The 17,278-nt window shown below is 41.2% G+C and carries 13 protein-coding genes; 4 read left to right on the top strand and 9 right to left on the bottom strand.

Going from position 1 to position 17,278, the window contains the following annotated elements:
* The first annotated feature begins 75 nt into the window (after window positions 1-75).
* Window positions 76-618, top strand: a complete 543-nt coding sequence (locus L0B17_RS08370; protein WP_235089245.1) for a DUF6942 family protein — start codon at window positions 76-78, stop codon at window positions 616-618.
* Between the two features lie 33 nt (window positions 619-651).
* Here L0B17_RS08370 and L0B17_RS08365 read toward each other — a convergent pair whose 3' ends face one another.
* The 9 genes from L0B17_RS08365 to L0B17_RS08325 all read right to left on the bottom strand — a co-directional run bounded on the left by L0B17_RS08365 (window position 652) and on the right by L0B17_RS08325 (window position 12,553).
* Window positions 652-1,581: a WD40 repeat domain-containing protein gene (locus L0B17_RS08365; protein WP_235089243.1), complete on the bottom strand. Its 930-nt coding sequence runs from the start codon at window positions 1,579-1,581 to the stop codon at window positions 652-654.
* A gap of 284 nt (window positions 1,582-1,865) precedes the next feature.
* Window positions 1,866-2,696: an ammonia-dependent NAD(+) synthetase gene (gene nadE, locus L0B17_RS08360; protein ID WP_235089241.1), complete on the bottom strand. Its 831-nt coding sequence runs from the start codon at window positions 2,694-2,696 to the stop codon at window positions 1,866-1,868.
* 122 nt (window positions 2,697-2,818) lie between these two features.
* Window positions 2,819-4,123: an inosine/guanosine kinase gene (locus L0B17_RS08355; protein WP_235089696.1), complete on the bottom strand. Its 1,305-nt coding sequence runs from the start codon at window positions 4,121-4,123 to the stop codon at window positions 2,819-2,821.
* 518 nt (window positions 4,124-4,641) lie between these two features.
* The gene (gene adk, locus L0B17_RS08350) at window positions 4,642-5,286 is read right to left on the bottom strand and encodes an adenylate kinase (protein ID WP_235089238.1); all 645 of its coding nucleotides are present in this window, start codon (window positions 5,284-5,286) and stop codon (window positions 4,642-4,644) included.
* A 135-nt stretch (window positions 5,287-5,421) separates the two neighbouring features.
* Complete coding sequence (locus tag L0B17_RS08345) at window positions 5,422-6,288, bottom strand: tetratricopeptide repeat protein (protein ID WP_235089237.1); 867 nt, start codon at window positions 6,286-6,288, stop codon at window positions 5,422-5,424.
* A 57-nt stretch (window positions 6,289-6,345) separates the two neighbouring features.
* Window positions 6,346-8,259, bottom strand: a complete 1,914-nt coding sequence (gene htpG, locus L0B17_RS08340; RefSeq protein ID WP_235089236.1) for a molecular chaperone HtpG — start codon at window positions 8,257-8,259, stop codon at window positions 6,346-6,348.
* A 232-nt stretch (window positions 8,260-8,491) separates the two neighbouring features.
* Window positions 8,492-9,091, bottom strand: coding sequence for a recombination mediator RecR (gene recR / locus L0B17_RS08335; RefSeq protein WP_235089235.1), 600 nt, complete (start codon window positions 9,089-9,091; stop codon window positions 8,492-8,494).
* A 229-nt stretch (window positions 9,092-9,320) separates the two neighbouring features.
* Window positions 9,321-11,804, bottom strand: a complete 2,484-nt coding sequence (locus L0B17_RS08330) for an ABC transporter permease (RefSeq protein ID WP_235089233.1) — start codon at window positions 11,802-11,804, stop codon at window positions 9,321-9,323.
* Window positions 11,804-12,553 (bottom strand): ABC transporter ATP-binding protein, encoded by a 750-nt coding sequence (locus L0B17_RS08325; RefSeq protein ID WP_235089232.1) that lies wholly within the window; start codon window positions 12,551-12,553, stop codon window positions 11,804-11,806. Before L0B17_RS08325 ends, L0B17_RS08330 begins: the two co-directional genes overlap by 1 nt.
* Window positions 12,554-12,575: 22 nt before the next feature.
* On the opposite strand from L0B17_RS08325, the gene L0B17_RS08320 reads away from it, so the two are divergent.
* From L0B17_RS08320 to L0B17_RS08310, 3 genes are all read left to right on the top strand, one after another.
* A complete protein-coding gene (locus L0B17_RS08320; RefSeq protein ID WP_235089694.1) occupies window positions 12,576-13,172 on the top strand; it encodes an arylesterase in 597 nt (198 codons plus the stop codon).
* A gap of 161 nt (window positions 13,173-13,333) precedes the next feature.
* Entirely contained in the window at window positions 13,334-14,401 is a 1,068-nt protein-coding gene (locus tag L0B17_RS08315) for a DUF3083 family protein (protein WP_235089231.1), read from the top strand.
* A 220-nt stretch (window positions 14,402-14,621) separates the two neighbouring features.
* Complete coding sequence (locus tag L0B17_RS08310) at window positions 14,622-17,267, top strand: parallel beta-helix domain-containing protein (protein ID WP_235089230.1); 2,646 nt, start codon at window positions 14,622-14,624, stop codon at window positions 17,265-17,267.
* Window positions 17,268-17,278: the final 11 nt, after the last annotated feature.

Genomic DNA, 17,278 nt, shown 5'->3' with positions numbered 1-17,278 from the left:
TTGCATAAATAAAGGCTTAAAATAGCCTGATATAATACGTTATTATAATAGCAAGTATGCTAAAAGATAAAAAACATGAATACAGTTACCAATAATACACTTTCAAGCCATATTATCAGCCACTACTTTGGATCCCTTTCGCCGAAAGTGATTTTTTACTTACCCACGCCACCCGTTATTCCACCTGATTGGCGTGAAAGTGAAACAGATGCAGTCAAGCAGTTAATTGATGCCAATGGTAACCATTGGCGTAAAATCACCGTTATCATTAGTAAGCTTGTTTGTAAAAAATTATCTTGTTGGCGAGAAACTCAAACTAGGCTACTTCAGCAAAACAGTGATGAGCATCTGCCAGTGGCAATCGCGATTGTTTCTGAGCCAATAGAGAGAGATAACGATATATTACTTGATCCTGCTATCTTGCATATTATTTGCGGTAAAAATACTTTTTCACGCTTTACCATTAAAAGTGAATTGCTTAATAAAAGCCTGTCATTGAATAAAAACCAGACCATTCTGTATCATCAACAGGTTTTTCTGAGCCCCTATTTAGATTATCGCCAATTCCCTAACGCCTTAATTGAGTTATTAAGGCCAATGCTACACCAAAGTAGCTAACCGTTATAAGTTGCAAACATAAGTTGCAAACGTTTATAAACGCCAAACTTCCAGCGTGCCATCTGAGCTTAAGGTTAATAATTTACCATTAGGCTGAACTCGCATAGAAAGTACGGTTGTACCTGCGTTATAGGCGGTGATATCAAAATCAAACAGCTCCTTACCAGTCAAAGCATCCCAATAAATAACGGTTTGTTTTGAGGTTGCAGTAATTAAATTATCAGCATTATTAATAAGTAAAGCTTGTCGAAAATAGCGATAACGCTCAAGGTAATCTAACTGACTAACCGGTAATGCGGTTTGAGAATCAATAATGGCATTGTTATCAAGTGCATCGGCAATAAATAAACGGCTATTAGCTTCATCGTAGGTCACGCTGGTTATCCGCTGCGGAAGTGAAAAACTGTTTATCAATTCTCCACTATAGTTGGACCAAATATGCACTTCACCATCAAGGCCTGTGGATAATACCTGTTGTTCAAAATTGGATAGTTCAATATGGTTAACGGCGGCACTGTGCTGTTTAAAGCGTGACATTGTCATACTGCTTTGTTGAATAACCGTAATAGAGCCATCACTCATACCGACCAAAATAGTGCTGCCAGTTTGGCTTAAGAAAAGACTGGTTATACTTGCATCGGGATTAAAACCCTGAGCGGGCCAGCGTATAACTAATTTGCCCGTTTCAAGGTTAAACATTGAAATACTGATTTTACCGGCAGCGAGGAGATATTGCTTATTACCTGACAATGCCAATAAGTAATTAGCCTGCTCAAAGTCATCATCAGACCATTGATGTAATAATTTGCTTGTCGCAATATCCCACACTGACAATGTACGGCTTCTGCCTAATGTGACCGCAATACTGGTATCGGCTGACAATACACCATCAACAAGGCTTTCTTGCACAAGACGCTGAATACTATCTGGACTTTTGTTTAGCGCAATTTGATTACAACCCATAACGGTCGCCAGCATCAATGTTATGATGACCATCGCGCTCATCTTGAACAATAATCTAGACTTAACGTTAGCTAGCAAGTTAATTCCTTAAAAATAATGCTGTTAATATAATAGCATAGGTAAGCGGCTAATTACTGCTTAACACTGAGCTGCACTAATTTAACTTGGATAACTTGGAGCAAATTTGAATGGTGCGAGTTTGAATCGCATAAAATTAAATGGCACACATTAAGTTAAGCATGTGTGCCATACCGCCTTTAGATAAAGGCATCATTACTGTTGTATTAATCGTAAATAGTCGGTATTGCTTTACGCTTGTGTTGAGTACGTTGGTAAATAGCAACAAGCTTTGTTTCCACGCTTGCATTAACCGCTTTACCTTCTAGAAAATCATCAATTTGATCGTAGGTCATGCCAAGTGCCACTTCATCTTCTAATTGTGGTTTATCTTCCTCTAAATCCGCAGTGGGCGCTTTGTAAACCAAAATATCTGGTGCACCTAAAAAAGCAGCCAGTTGACGAACTTGACGTTTATTTAAACCAAACAATGGCGCTAAGTCACATGCTCCATCACCAAATTTAGTATAGAAACCAGTAATGTTCTCTGCGCTATGATCTGTGCCAACCACTAAACCACCTACCATACCGGCTATTTCATATTGGGCAATCATACGCATTCTGGCTTTTACATTACCTTTAACAAAATCGATCTTACTTTCTTCTGGTAAAGATACTCCCGCATCGTTTAACCCTGCTAAAGTGGCTTGATGCACGCCAATAACACCCTCAGCAATATTGACGGTAACTTGTTTAGTCGGCTGAATAAATTGACAGGCTAATTGTGCTTCATCTTCATCTTTTTGAACTTGGTAAGGTAAACGTACAGCAATAAATTGATAACGCTTATCTGCTGACTCTTGATTTAAGCTGTCAATCGCTAACTGACATAAACGACCAGTTAAAGATGAATCGACCCCACCGCTGATCCCAAGTACTAATGAATAGCAATGAGCCTCCTTGAGCTTAGCTTTAATAAATGCAATACGCCTTTGTACTTCAAAATCTGGCTCAATAACCTTAAGCACATGCATTTCACGTAAAATTTGTCCTTTCACTTTAAGCTCCTTAATAATGCGATTAAGGCTATTCTATAAAAAAATAGCTCAAAAAAAGAGTAAAAAAACGATAATGGCAAAACATTATCGTTTGTGTTTATTTTATTAGGCTGAATAAAGAATTATCGTTCCCAATAAGACTCTTCCAAACTGTCTTCACGTTCTGGTAACCCACGCGATAACCTCGGGCTATGTTGAGCTAATACTTCATAAGCAACGCGATTAGCATACTTACACACTTGCGAAAATGATGAGTAACATAAACCATCACGTTTATGTTTACTTGACCCTGGCACATTGGTTTTATGAAAGGTATTTGCAGACAAATCATGTAATAAAGCTGATAACGCGCCATCACCCGCACCATTAGTGTTGCGAATATAATCAGGTCCACCCATATAAGGCGCAATGTGAGCGTAGACCTTAAGCGGAGTTGCACAGTCAGCTTTTAACATAGGACGCGAAAATTCATACCGATTAAACTCAGGTATCGCACCCGGTAATAAAAGATGACTGGTTTCACGCTTTGCGCTGTCTTCTGCATATCCCGCGGTATATAAACCAATTGCACCAGCAGTAGTCAACACCATATCGCACCACTCAAGTGCTGCTTCACTGGCTAATAATGGGTCTTTTAACCTGGTCAGCGCTTCACCTTCATCTTCATTCATTGCCAGAATAGTGACATGCTCTTTGATAAAGTTTTGCCACCAAGCTGGGTCTTCTTGAATTAAAAAGCGAGTCCCTAGGGTTAACACCACGGGCACTTCAGCGGCTTTAGCATATTCAATCGCTTTCATCGCCGCAGATGTCATACCATCGCCATCACTAGCACGCATTAAATAAGCCGTAATCACTAATGCTGAGCTTTCTTGCACCACTTGCTGATTAATATAATGCGGTGTTAACTTATCCATCGAACCTTTGCTGATCGCAAAAGTACGCTCGCCATCAGCCGAAATAAGCGTAAAGCAGCGACCAATAGGACCATCAACGGGTTGTAAATAGTTTAAATCTACTTTTGAAGAAGTATTACACAGGTAGCGGTAAGCATAGCTGCCAACCATAATGTTTTGGCTCATGACACCAAACAATACTGAACGATCATCGGCTAAAATAGAATAATTATGGACTGTGTTACCTATAGTGCCACCAGCAAACTCGTCACTGATCATATCATTGGATTTCAGTTCATTATAAAGCGCATGGGCGCTATCATCATTGATGAGTGTTGAGTTACCTTTAGGCAAACCGTAACGTTCAAGCAACTCATCGGCAACTTTCGCCTCAATATCCACTAAAGTTTGGTCAATGCCACATATATAAGTAGAAAATGCTTGCGGTTGATGGGGTAACTGCGCCAGAAGTGGATCGCGGTTGCTAACAGGGAAGTAATGTTTCGACTTACGTTGACCAGGAAACTTCATCATCGATTCTCATGAGTTTGCATCCATGCAGCGAAATATAAATATCAGTTTAGCTTATTATTGCTCAAAGCCATGATTAAATAAAAACGCCTCTAATAAAAGGCGGCGCATCATATCACATTAACCTCATGAGATTAAATGACTTTATCCTGCCACGCCCCCGTCAAGACACCTGTTCTCTAACCAGGTCAATCATCATGTCTATATCAATATTGTCATCACCCAAACAGCAAATAAAACAATAACGCTTACTGCTGAATTAATAACGGCTTGGGAGAATATTATCGATATTTCTGCTCGGGTAGTTGCGCTGTTTAGAATTAATCAAAAGTACCGCTTACTCATCGAATACAAATCACTGTTTTATTACTCGGCCAATAATTCATTAACCCTTGTTTAGGTTGAATTCAATAAGCACATGCTATTGAATTTAGCATGACGCTGTAAATAAAAAAGCCTGCAAATGCAGGCTTTTAAACAATACGAAACAAGGTATTGTGACCAAATTGATTAAGCGATTATTTCAGTACTGCAGCCAATTGCTGACTTACAGCAGTAACACTTTGGGTGCCATCAAACTTGTTGTATACAGTACGGCCTTCAGCAGCCACTTTACCGTAATAATCTACCAACGGCTTAGTTTGCTCATGGTAAATGCCTAAACGTTTACGTACTGTAGACTCTTCATCATCAGGACGGATAGCCAAATCTTCACCAGTAACATCGTCTTTACCTTCCACTTTAGGTGGATTGAATACAACATGGTAAACACGACCTGAGCCGGAATGAACGCGACGACCACTCATGCGCTTAACAATTTCTTCGTCTGGTACGTCAATTTCAATAACATGATCAATCACTATGCCATTGGCTGTCATTGCATCAGCTTGCGGAATTGTGCGAGGGAAACCATCAAGTAAGAAGCCTTTAACACAATCATCTTGTGCGATACGCTCTTTCACTAGCCCAATGATTAAGTCATCAGAAACTAACTGGCCTGCATCCATCACTTTTTTGGCTTCTATACCAAGTGGTGTTCCCGCTTTAACCGCTGCGCGTAACATATCACCGGTAGAGATTTGTGGGATACCATATTGCTCCATAATAAACTGAGCTTGAGTACCTTTACCAGCGCCTGGGGCACCTAATAAAATAATGCGCATCTCTAAAGTCCTCTTTTAAGATTATATTCTTTTTAGGGCGGCGATTTTCGCATATCTGCCGCACTTTTGATAGTGGCAAAGCACTCCATTAGACCTATATCTAATAAGATTCGCTTAATCAATTAACGCCAATGTTTAATACAGCAAGGTATACAATTTACGACGATATTGATTCGCTAACGCATTCCCCTGCCCCATGGCGGTCATGATTTCAAGAAACATTTGTTTAACTTTACCGTCACCAGCACTGAGATCTTTTTCTAAAAAGCTAAAAAGACACGCTAACGCCTCTTCATTACGCTGAGCTTTATTCAGTGCCTTAGCTAAGTCGATAGATAAACTGATATCGCCTGGACTTAACTCAAGCTGTTGTTGCAGTTGACGAATTTCAGGCGTATCTGCTGCATCTTCCGCTAATGCCAACTTAGCTTTTAAGTTTTGATAGTAACTGTCTTGATCAGCCAGTCCAATCCCTTCAATTAACGGTTTGGCATCGGCAAGCGCGCCTAACTGTAAATAAACATCCGCTAACACCAAACGCACATCAGCCAGATTATCGGCTTGTACAGCAATCTCTTTTAATTGCGCAACAAGTAACGTTAACGCTTCATCGGTTAACGGCTCAACTTGAGCAAGCTGCGCTTTTACGCCATCAAAAGCTTGCATCCAAAGTGCTGGTAAATGCTTATCTAGCAAGCTTGCGACACTCGCAGCATCTTGCACACCAGCAAAGCCATCAATTGGGCGGCCTTTATCTAAAATCAGCGTAGTGGGTAAGCTTTCAATTTGGAAATACTGGGCAATTTCCATTTCCACTTCGCAATCAACACTGGCCAGTATAAAGCGGCCAGCTTGTGCTGCCGCAAGCTGTTCCAGAGTTTGCAGCATTTGAATGCTTTCAGGCTTTTGCTGAGCAAAAAAAGTCAGTACAACCACTTTTTCCATCGAGGCATCAACAACTTGTTGAATATTCTCTTTGGTTAACGAAATGATGTGTTCCATAATTTCCCTTAAAATACAAAAGCGGACACAGAGTCCGCTTTTTCTATCCGCTTAGTGTTACTTAAAGCTCGACATCAACATTTGGTTCATTAATTTAATGAACGCTGAAGGGTCGGCTAAGCTGCCCTTCTCTGATAGCTGGGCTTGCTGTAATAACAAGTTAGACCAATCAGCAAATAATTGCTCATCTTGCTCATTACTCAAACGCTCAACTAAAGGATGGCTTGGGTTAATCTCAAATGTAGGTTTTGAGTCAGGCACAGGCTGACCTGCTGCTTGCATCAATTTAATCATTTGGGTCGACATTTCGCCTTCACCAGTGACTACACAAGCTGGAGTATCGGTTAAGCGTGAAGTCACTTTAACATCAGCCACTTTACCGTCTAGGGCTGCTTTGATGCGCTCAACTAAGCCCTTAGCTTCTTCGGCGACTTTCTCTTGTGCTTCTTTGTCGGCTTCATCTTCTAATGAACCTAACTCTAAATCACCTTTAGTGACTGAGTGTAACTGCTTACCTTTAAACTCAGTTAAGTGGTTAATTAACCATTCATCGATACGCTCAGACATCAATAAGACTTCAATGCCTTTTTTACGTAATAGCTCAAGATGAGGGCTATTTACCGCTGCATCATGGCTGTCAGCCACTATGTAATAAATTTTCTCTTGGCCTTCTTTCATACGGCCAATATAGTCTTCTAATGACACAGTGGTTGCCGCGCTATTGTCATTGGTCGACGCAAAACGCAGTAAACCGGCTATACGTTCACGGTTAGCATAATCTTCAGCTGGACCTTCTTTCAATACTTGACCAAATTCAGCCCAGAAAGATTGATATTGCTCTGGATCATCTTTAGCAATTTTTTCAAGCATACCTAAAGCACGTTTGGTTAATGCTTGACGCAATGTTTGGGTCACTTTGTTGTCTTGTAAAATTTCACGAGACACGTTCAGCGGCAAATCATTCGAATCAATCAAGCCTTTTACAAAGCGTAAATAAGTTGGCATAAACTGTTCAGCGTCATCCATCACAAACACACGTTGCACAAATAACTTTAAGCCATGTTTTTGATCGCGGTTAAACATATCAAACGGTGCTTTTGCCGGGATATATAATAAACTGGTGTACTCTTGCTTACCTTCAACACGGTTATGCGCCCACTTTAGTGCGTCGCTGTAATCGTGTGAAATATGCTTGTAAAACTCTTGGTATTCTTCATCAGAAATATCGGCTTTATTACGAGTCCAAAGCGCAGTGGCTTTGTTCATTGATTTCCAAGAACCTTCAGTCGCAGGAATTTTCTCACCGTCTGGGCCGTCTGATTCAGGTTGACCTGCTTCAAACATTTGCACAGGAACAGAGATATGATCAGAATACTTAGTGATAATAGAGCGCAAGCGATAATCATCAGCAAATTCAGTTTCTTCATCACGCAAATGTAAAGTGATTTCAGTACCACGGGTATTTTTAGTGATGTTATCAACAGTAAAGTCACCTTCACCAGCTGATTCCCACAATACCCCTTCGCTGGCCGGCTTACCTGCTGCACGAGTGCGCACGGTCACTTTTTTCGCTACGATGAATGCTGAGTAAAAACCAACACCAAACTGACCAATTAACTGTGAATCTTTAGACGCTTCACCCGATAAATGACTGAAAAACTCTTTGGTACCTGACTTAGCAATCGTGCCTAAATGCTCGATAACACCATCACGTGTCATACCGATACCATTGTCAGAAATGGTTACCGTGCCTTTTTCTTTATCGGTACTGACGCGAACGCGTAGATCGCCATCACCTTCATATAGGTCGTCATTGCTTAGTGCTAAATAACGTAATTTATCCGCAGCATCGGCCGCATTTGAAACTAATTCACGTAAGAAAATCTCTTTGTTTGAGTACAGAGAGTGGATCATCAAATGCAGTAATTGTTTAACTTCGGTTTGAAAGCCATGTGTTTCTTGTTGTGACATGAATAATTCCCTTGATATTACTTTTTACATAAACGATGACATTTGGCTGATGAGATTAATATCACCTAGCAAACGCCACCACTCTTTAATGTTTCGTTATACAAGAGATGGGGCTTGGTGATCACTTTTCAAGGGGGAATAATTTTTTTGCTGCTTTTTTAAGCCATCATTAACTAACGGTCAATGATGGCAAATTTATTCAAAAGGACAATGGGGCAGTTTTATATCGAGCTTATAACTTAATACGACCATTAAAAGACAACGCTAATGTAGTGCTATCAACATACTCTAATTCACCGCCAACTGGCACGCCATGGGCAATACGACTGATCACTACGTTATGGCGACGTGCCATATCAGCGATAAAATGGGCAGTAGCATCACCCTCAACGGTTGGGTTAGTGGCTAGAATAAGCTCTTGCACATCATCTGAGGATAATTGCTGCTCAAGCAACGCTAGGCCAAGTTCTTCAGGCCCTACACCATCTAAAGGGGATAAATGCCCTAACAGTACAAAATATCGGCCGTTAAAATGGCCGCCAGCTTCAATGGCTAGTACGTCTGCTGCGGTTTCGACCACACATATTATTTCTGCATTGCCGCGTTTATGACTGGCACAAATTGGACAAAGTGCTTGCTCGGTAAAAGTGCGGCAACGCTGGCAATGACCTACTTCAGACATGGCTTTTTGTAATGACTCAGCAAGCTTAATGCCCGCTTTTCTTTCGCGTTCTAGTAATTGAAATGCCATACGTTGTGCCGATTTAGGGCCAACACCGGGTAAAATGCGCAGAGATTGGATCAGTTCATCGACCAACGGACTAAATTTCATAGTGCTAAAAAACCTTCCAATAATAAATACTATCAACGTTAACGGTGTCGATTATTCACTGTGTGCCATCAGATTGCAAAACCTGATTTAATAAAATTGATACTCAAATAGACTCACGTTAGCTTTGTGCTAACAATATTGCAGCAGCAAAAACTGAACGAAAATAACGTTGAAGCATATGCTAAAAACAGTTTAAAAAGGGAGATATTCAGCGACCTCCCTTTAAGGTTTAACCTGCTTTGAGTAATTCACTGCATGATTGATTAAGTAATTGACGACAACGCCAGACACCTAACAATGCCACCACTAATGCGCCAGATATTGGCGCAATAATCCACCACTCCCAATGCATATAAACTACCAGTTCAAATACCTGGGTTTTAAGCATATAAAGAGCAAACTCAGCAACAATAACAGCTAAAAACCCCGCTATTGCACCAAGCAGAGCAAACTCTAAACCGGTTGCTGCGCGCAGTAACCAACCTGATGCACCAAAAGTTCTCAGTACGGCAAGTTCCCGCTGGCGAGTGGCCATTCCCGCTTCGGTTTGCGCTATCAAGACTAACGCACTGGCAAGCAATACCAATGCTAATACTAAGGTTAGCGATAACGACACTTGATCAATAATTTGCCGTAACTGTCCCACCATTGCGCCGACATCTATCACTGAAATCGTCGGAAACTGCTGGATCAACTGCAACACAACGCCATTAGCGCTTAACTCGCTACCTTGCGCCTTTAAATCTTGATCATTTAAATGAAAACTGGCCATGGAAGTATAGGAAAAAGGCGCTAAGGCTTTAGGCCTAAAAATCATAAAGAAATTAGGCTGCAAGGTTTCCCACTGCACCTTGCGAATACTGGTTGCTTTTACGGTAACTGACTGGTTATCAATACTAAATGTCATACTGTCATTAAGTGCTAAGCCTAAACGTTCAGCCACACCTGATTCAACCGACACTTCATCATCAGCCTGATTAAACACCCCTTCCACAATCGGATTGTTAGGCGGTAACGTGTCACGATAGGTCAGGTTTAATTCTCGCGAAATACCGACTCGGCCAGCTGTCCCTGTCCGTTCTTGCTCATCTGAAATTAATTCTTCACCATTAATATGGGTTAAACGGCCACGAATAACAGGATAAATATCGGTTGCCTGAATCCGATTATCATCTAAAAACTGCTGTAATGGGTGACTGTCTTCCGGTGCGATATTAACTAAAAAGTAATTAGGTGCATCTTCTGGAAGCTGTTTTTGCCATTCATTAAGCAAATCTTGTCTTAGGGCTAAAATAGTCAGCAACAATACCAACGCACTACTAAAACCAACTAGTTGCACCGCATTTTGTCTTGCGCGGCGACGAAGACCTGCTAATGCTAATTGCAGTGGATTAGTGGTTTTCATCCCAACGCTATGGCCCATGCGGATCATCACAAAACCCAATATGCTGAGTAATGCGCCTAACAAAAGTACAGTAAGTACCACTGTCATGGTCAAAGCAATGCTACGGGAATACAAGTAGCCCAATAGCGCCATAGCACCTAAGCTGAGTAACAAATGCAACCACATGCCAAATTGCAGGCCTTCAAGTTGACGTTGTAGTACTCGTAAGGGGGGAATGGCCAATAATCGCATTAACGGATAAGCTGAAAACATAAAGGCACTGATAAGACCCGTTGACATACCCAACAACAAAGGCCGTGAATAAGGCGGTGAATATGCTGCTATTTCTGGGGGTAAAAACTGGGTAATGGCGAGATCAAGCAGTACACCACCAAACAAACCTAGTGCGATACCTAACAAGGTGACCAACATAAGATGAAAGCCAAATAACAATCTGATTTGTTTCGCCGATGCGCCAAAGGTTTTTAGCATGGCAACCACATCATAATGGCGCTGACAATAACGCTGCGCAGCAATTCCGATAGCGGCACACGCCAAAGCAATGCCTAATAAACTGGCTAATAGTAAAAAACGCTCTGCACGTTTCACCGCCGAGGCAATAGGTGAATCACCCGATTGCACATCAATCCAACGCTGGCTGTTATTCAGTAGTGGTTTTGCTTGCGCTTCAAAGGCAGTTAATGCATCTGTATCACCAGTGAATTGGTATATGTAGCTAACACGGCTACCAGGTTGAATAATGCCCGTGGCGTCAACATCATCAAGGCGCATTAATAACACAGGGGCCGAAGCAAATGGATTAAAGCCGCCATCGGGTAAACGACTTATCTCGGCAGATAACACCAAATCACTATTACCGAGTTCTAATGACTTTGGATAGCCTAAAAGTCCGCCTAAACGGTTTTCAAACCAGGCCTCACCTTTAGCAGGTAACAGTGATGTTTCACCAGTAGATAATTCCACCTTGCCTTTTAAAGGATAACCCTCTCCAACGGCTTTTATGGTCACTAACTGAAACTTGTCTCCAGCATAAACCATAGAGTTAAACTGCATGTTAGTAACATGGTTAAGGTTTAGGTCATCGGCTATCTGCAATACATTTGGGTCAAGCTGTACTGGTGAATCAATACTTCTATCGGCAGCAATAAAGGTTGCGGCTTCACCATTAATAGCCACTTGTAAGCGTTCACTTACCCGAGCAAGACCACTGACTGACAACACGGCTAAGGTGATAGCCAGTACGATAAGCAGCAACTGCCCCTGCGCTAGTTCACGTTTGAATAAACGCCATGCTAACTGCCATTCCATTAGTGCGCCTCCCCGTTGGCTTCAAATTGAGGCACATTGGCACTTGCGACGGTCGCATTAGGTTCGGTTAATAAACCATTATCCATAACAAATTGTCGTTTACAGCGTTTTGCCAGCTGTAAGTCATGGGTAACTAACACTAATGTAGTGTCGCTTTCTTGATTGAGTTGAAACAACATGTCGGCAATTTTATCACCGTTAACGCTGTCTAAATTTCCGGTTGGCTCATCGGCAAACAGTACTTTAGGCTCGCAAATAAATGCCCTTGCAATAGCAACACGCTGCTGCTCCCCACCGGAAAGCTGTTTCGGTAAATGGGTTAATCTATGGGATAAGCCTACCCGCTCAAGCATGTTTTGTGCTTTTTGCTTGGCATCTTTAACTCCAGCAAGCTCAGCGGGTAACATCACGTTTTCAAGCGCTGTCAAAGTATCAACTAACATAAACGACTGAAAAACAAAGCTGACTTTACGCTTTCTTAAAGCTGCTTTTTGCTCTTCATTCAATCCCGATAATGCCGCTCCATCGAGTAATATTTCCCCCGATGTTGGTGTATCTAATGCGGCGAGTAAACCAAGTAAGGTTGACTTTCCCGAGCCAGAGGGTCCTAATATTGCAACACTGTCTCCTTGCTTGACATCCATGTTGATGCCCTTAAGGATAGTCAATTCTCCTTCTTGAGTTACCACCGTTTTAATGAGGTTAGTTACTGTAATGGCACTAGAATCTGTAGCAAAATTTGTCGACATAGGATCCTTCTTAACATCAGCTATAAAGCGCAGTTTTGCGGCGCTAATTATTATCATTTCATTTTCTTCTACCAGCTATGCTGCCACGATTTTGATACTAGGTGATAGCTTAAGTGCAGGTTATGGCATGGAAGAAGGCCAAGGTTGGGTACAATTATTACGTAATGAACTCCCTGAACACCACATTATTAATGGTTCTGTCAGTGGTGAAACATCGGCAGGAGGGGCAAGAAGGCTCCCGAGTTTGCTGGAATCAGAGCAATTTGACCTTGTTGTGATAGAACTGGGCGGTAACGACGGATTACGTGGGTTCCCCCCACCCCTGCTGAAATCAAATCTTACAAAAATCATTGCGCTGTCACAACAAGCGGGGGCAGATGTTCTGCTTACTGAAGTGATGGTGCCGCCCAATTACGGGCCACGCTATAGCAAAATGTTCAACGATGTTTTTAATCAAACTGCTAAAGAATATAATATCGCGCTTATCCCATTTTTCATGCCCCAAATAGCACCTAACCCAGCATTGATGCAGCGCGATGGAATACATCCTAATGTAGAAGCTCAGCCTGTTATTACGCAATGGATGAAACCTTGGATCATTGATGCGCTAAAAAAGTGATACGGGTTAAATATATTCAACATAAAATAACAAAAAGTCATATTATTTTAAGATTTAGTCTTTAGAATGTAACGACAGGGATTTGTTTAAAACATTAGATCTATATTATTTACTCAAACAATATTTACAATAAGACCTAAACAAGACTAAAAGGAAAAATTATGTCCGTCAGTCGTCAAAAGAAAGTATATCTACCTACCGCAACACGCAAAAACCAATATATATCGGTGGGTTTTCCACTAACTGATGCTTTTTTAGCTGAATACACAGATGTAGACACTTGCTACCACGAATTCAGTAAGTTAGTTTATCAAGTAGCCGAGAAGCATGACTTGTTTAATGTTCATGTTATTGCCACTGACAAACTGCCAATGGTGCGTTTTCATAGCGAAGCATATTGCCTGTCAACTGAAGAGCAATTGCGTTTTTTCTATAATCCTGCTCACCATGAAGCAAACCGTTTGCACAGTATTGCCGGTTATAGAGCTAAAAAACTTAAAATTGTATTTTTAGCAACGGGTACTGAACTGCGCAGTAACTCCGCGACCTTCCATGCCAACGTACAAAAGTTTCTAGCTGAAATTAAACCTTTGCTACCAGTTAAAGATATTACAATTAAGGTGCGTGACCATCAGCACATTTCATACGATTTCTTTGCTAAAAGTAAAGGTATTAAAGAAACCTACGGTTACAAACTACGTGCGGTAGATAACCGCTATAAACGTCGGGAATGTGATCTACCAGAAGATGTCAGTACGCTTAATTATGTTACGGTCAGCATTCCTATTGGTCGTCGTATCAAAAAGCAATTACTGTCTGAAAATATGACTAATTTTGGTCCAAGCTATCAAAATGTCGCTGATAAATTTATTGCCGCAACGCAGAATAACCAACTATTTCGTGTGGCCATGGTCGCAAACGGTAAAGTACCGCTAGTACGTAATAGTAAGTTTGAGCGTTTAAATAGCACAGCTGAATTTCAAATGATTGGCTTTGACCCTAACGCTGATGCTCCAGCACCAATACTGCACTGGGATGATCAAAAATTAGTTGAAGCCATTCGATTCGTGATCGTAGCGGGTAAAAGTGACGTTAATGATGAAGGCTTTGGTCGATTCATGAATCAAGTTGAAGAAGCTATTCGCACCTTAACTAATGAATTTGATATCGATAAAGAACACATTGATGTGATTTTACGCTTTCACCAGCATTTAAGTTACAAGGCTTAAAAAAATAGTATTTATATCAAAGTTTTATAAAAACATTTAACACGGTAGCTTAGGCTACCGTTTTTGTTTTTAAAACGGCAAAAAACAACTGTTACATAATTGTGGCCAGATCTCACATTGATTAACAATATCCAAACAAGGCATGTTGAATAGCATACGGATAAAAAGCCGTAGTGGTTTGCTCAATCAAATACATCAATAATAAAAAGCAGGAGATGCTATGTTCAACAAGAAATTGCCTTGGCTCATACCAACATTAGTCGCTACCGCTGTCAGTCTAGGACTGACGGGGTGTGACTCCGATGACAAATCTACCGCAATAGAAACACCGCCAGTTGTACAACCACCAGCCGAAATCGTACCCACTTTTCCAGAGGGCGCTATCATGGTTGAAGCTGGCGACAACCTCACTATTAGTATTCAAGAGGCATTAATTAACGCACAATCGAATGCGGTAATCGTGCTGCCCAAAGGTCACTTTAAAATTCAATCCACTTTGCTATTTGATGGTGATGTCGATGGTGATGGTACCTTTGCTAAAAACGTCACCATCATGGGTTACGGCATGAATAAAACCGTTTTAGACTTTTCAGATGCCAATTCAGGCGATGGTATTTTTGTCCAAAACGCAGTTAACATAATCATTCAAGATTTATCGGTAAACGAAGCTAAAAATAACGGCATAAAACTCAAAAATACCAATGGCATTATTTTACGTCGACTAGCCACTATTTGGGAAGGCGAGTTAGATCAAGATAACGGTGCTTATGGTTTATACCCTGTAGAATGTGAGAATATTCTAATTGAAGACACTTATGTGCGCGGCAGTGCCGATGCGGGGATATATGTTGGCCAGTCTGAATATATTGTGGTGCGTCGTAACATTGCCAAAGAAAACGTAGCCGGTATTGAAATTGAAAACTCTAAATATGCCGACGTCTATGACAATGAAACCATGGGCAATACCGGTGGTATTTTAGTATTTGATTTACCGATTAATAACCATCGCTACGGCTCTAGCGTGCGTATTTTTAATAACAAAGTATATGATAATAACACCTTAAACTTTGCTAATGCTTCGTCAAATCCTGCAGGTGTACATATTGTGCCACCAGGTACTGGGGTGATTGTACTGGCGACTGATAAAGTTGAAATATTTAATAACCAAATAACCAACCACGATACTGTTGGCTTAACGATATCCAGTTTCTTTATTGCAGAGCCTGATATCAGCAGTTTTGTGGCTAATTATGGCCAGCCAGGTCAAGCAATCAGCGACGGCTGGCGCCCTACTCCACGTAACATTCATATTCACGATAACGTGATTACTGAATACGGATCTAAACCCAAAGGTTATTTGATTGAGGATATCATTAAAGCTTACTTCTTAACCCACGGAAAATTACCCGGCATTTTATATGACGGCTTGGGTGAAATGTTATCAAATAATGGTACTGCGGCTTATTTAGGTCTACAAGAATTACCATTTGCCACTGACGGTAGCGACAATGTTTGTATCCAAAATAACGGTGATGTCAGTGTTGGTCGTTTATTTGCTAACTCTAATACCGATATGAGCATACCTGATACTTTATATCAGCAACCACAAACTGATTTAATGGCATGTTCTCAAGTTAGTTTACCGGTTCATACCGTCACCTTTGGCGATGAAATTTTTGGTTGCGGTGTTGATGATGATACCGCCGGTTGTGACGGCGGCACCTTAGTCGGCGGTGGAGGCTCAATTGGTGAAGGTGAAGGGGGTTTAGTCGGTGATGGTGATTTAACACTTTGTGAAGCAGAAGGCAGTAATGTTAATTGGAATGCTTTGCTTAAAGCAAACTGTCCAAATCTGTCAAACTACAATCTATTTTCCGATATGAAAAACCCAACCGCGGCACCTAATTCTGGTGGCTTGCCATATGATTTAAATACCCCGTTATTTACTGATCATGCGACTAAATATCGCTTTGTGTATGTCCCTTCAGGAACCAAAGCCCAGTATACCGAAAATGAGTCATTTGACTTTCCTGTCGGCACTGTCATTAGTAAGACATTCGCGTTACCTGAAAATACCAATAACCGCGGTTTTGCCAATGAAGATTTAGTGGAAACTCGCTTATTGATTCATCGTGAAACAGGTTGGACGGCATTACCTTATGTTTGGAAATCTGACAAATCAGATGCGGTTATCGCTAAAGCGGGTGCTATTCAAGGTAAGCAAGTTACCCATAAAGGCGAAGCATTAGACTTTGACTATGTTGTGCCTAGCATGAACCAATGTAAACAATGCCATCAATTTAAAAAGGATGATGATAGCAACGCAGTGTTTATGCCTATTGGCCCTAAAGCGCGTCATTTAAACCGTGATTATGCCTATACAGATGGCACAATGAATCAATTATCTAAATGGCAAGCCGCGGGTATTTTACAAGGCGTACCTGATTTAGCAGATGTTGATAGTATTCCTCAATTCCAAGATGGTGATGAAGCGAATATTATCAGTATGTCTGATACCCAGTTAATGAATACCGCCAAAGGATATTTAGATATTAACTGCGCCCATTGTCATCGTCCTGAAGGCAACGCATCTAACACAGGCTTAAAAGTAGAATACTGGCGTGCCTATGCAGAAGATGCCGGATTCTCTCACGGCACCTGTAAGTCTCCTGTCGCTTATGGCGGAGGGAACTTAGGTTACGATATCGTGCCAGGTAAACCTGCTGAGTCTATTCTGCATTTCCGCATGGAAAGTAATAATCCAGGTGATCGCATGCCTGAGATTGGTCGCAGCCTATCCCATAAAGAGGGTGTGGCATTGATCAGTGAATGGATTAAACGCTTACCCGCTGCAAGTTGCTCATAAGATAATTTTTG

It is taken from the genome of Shewanella sp. OMA3-2 (assembly GCF_021513195.1).
Classification (GTDB): domain Bacteria; phylum Pseudomonadota; class Gammaproteobacteria; order Enterobacterales; family Shewanellaceae; genus Shewanella.
This window is presented reverse-complemented; position numbering and strand designations above follow the sequence as displayed.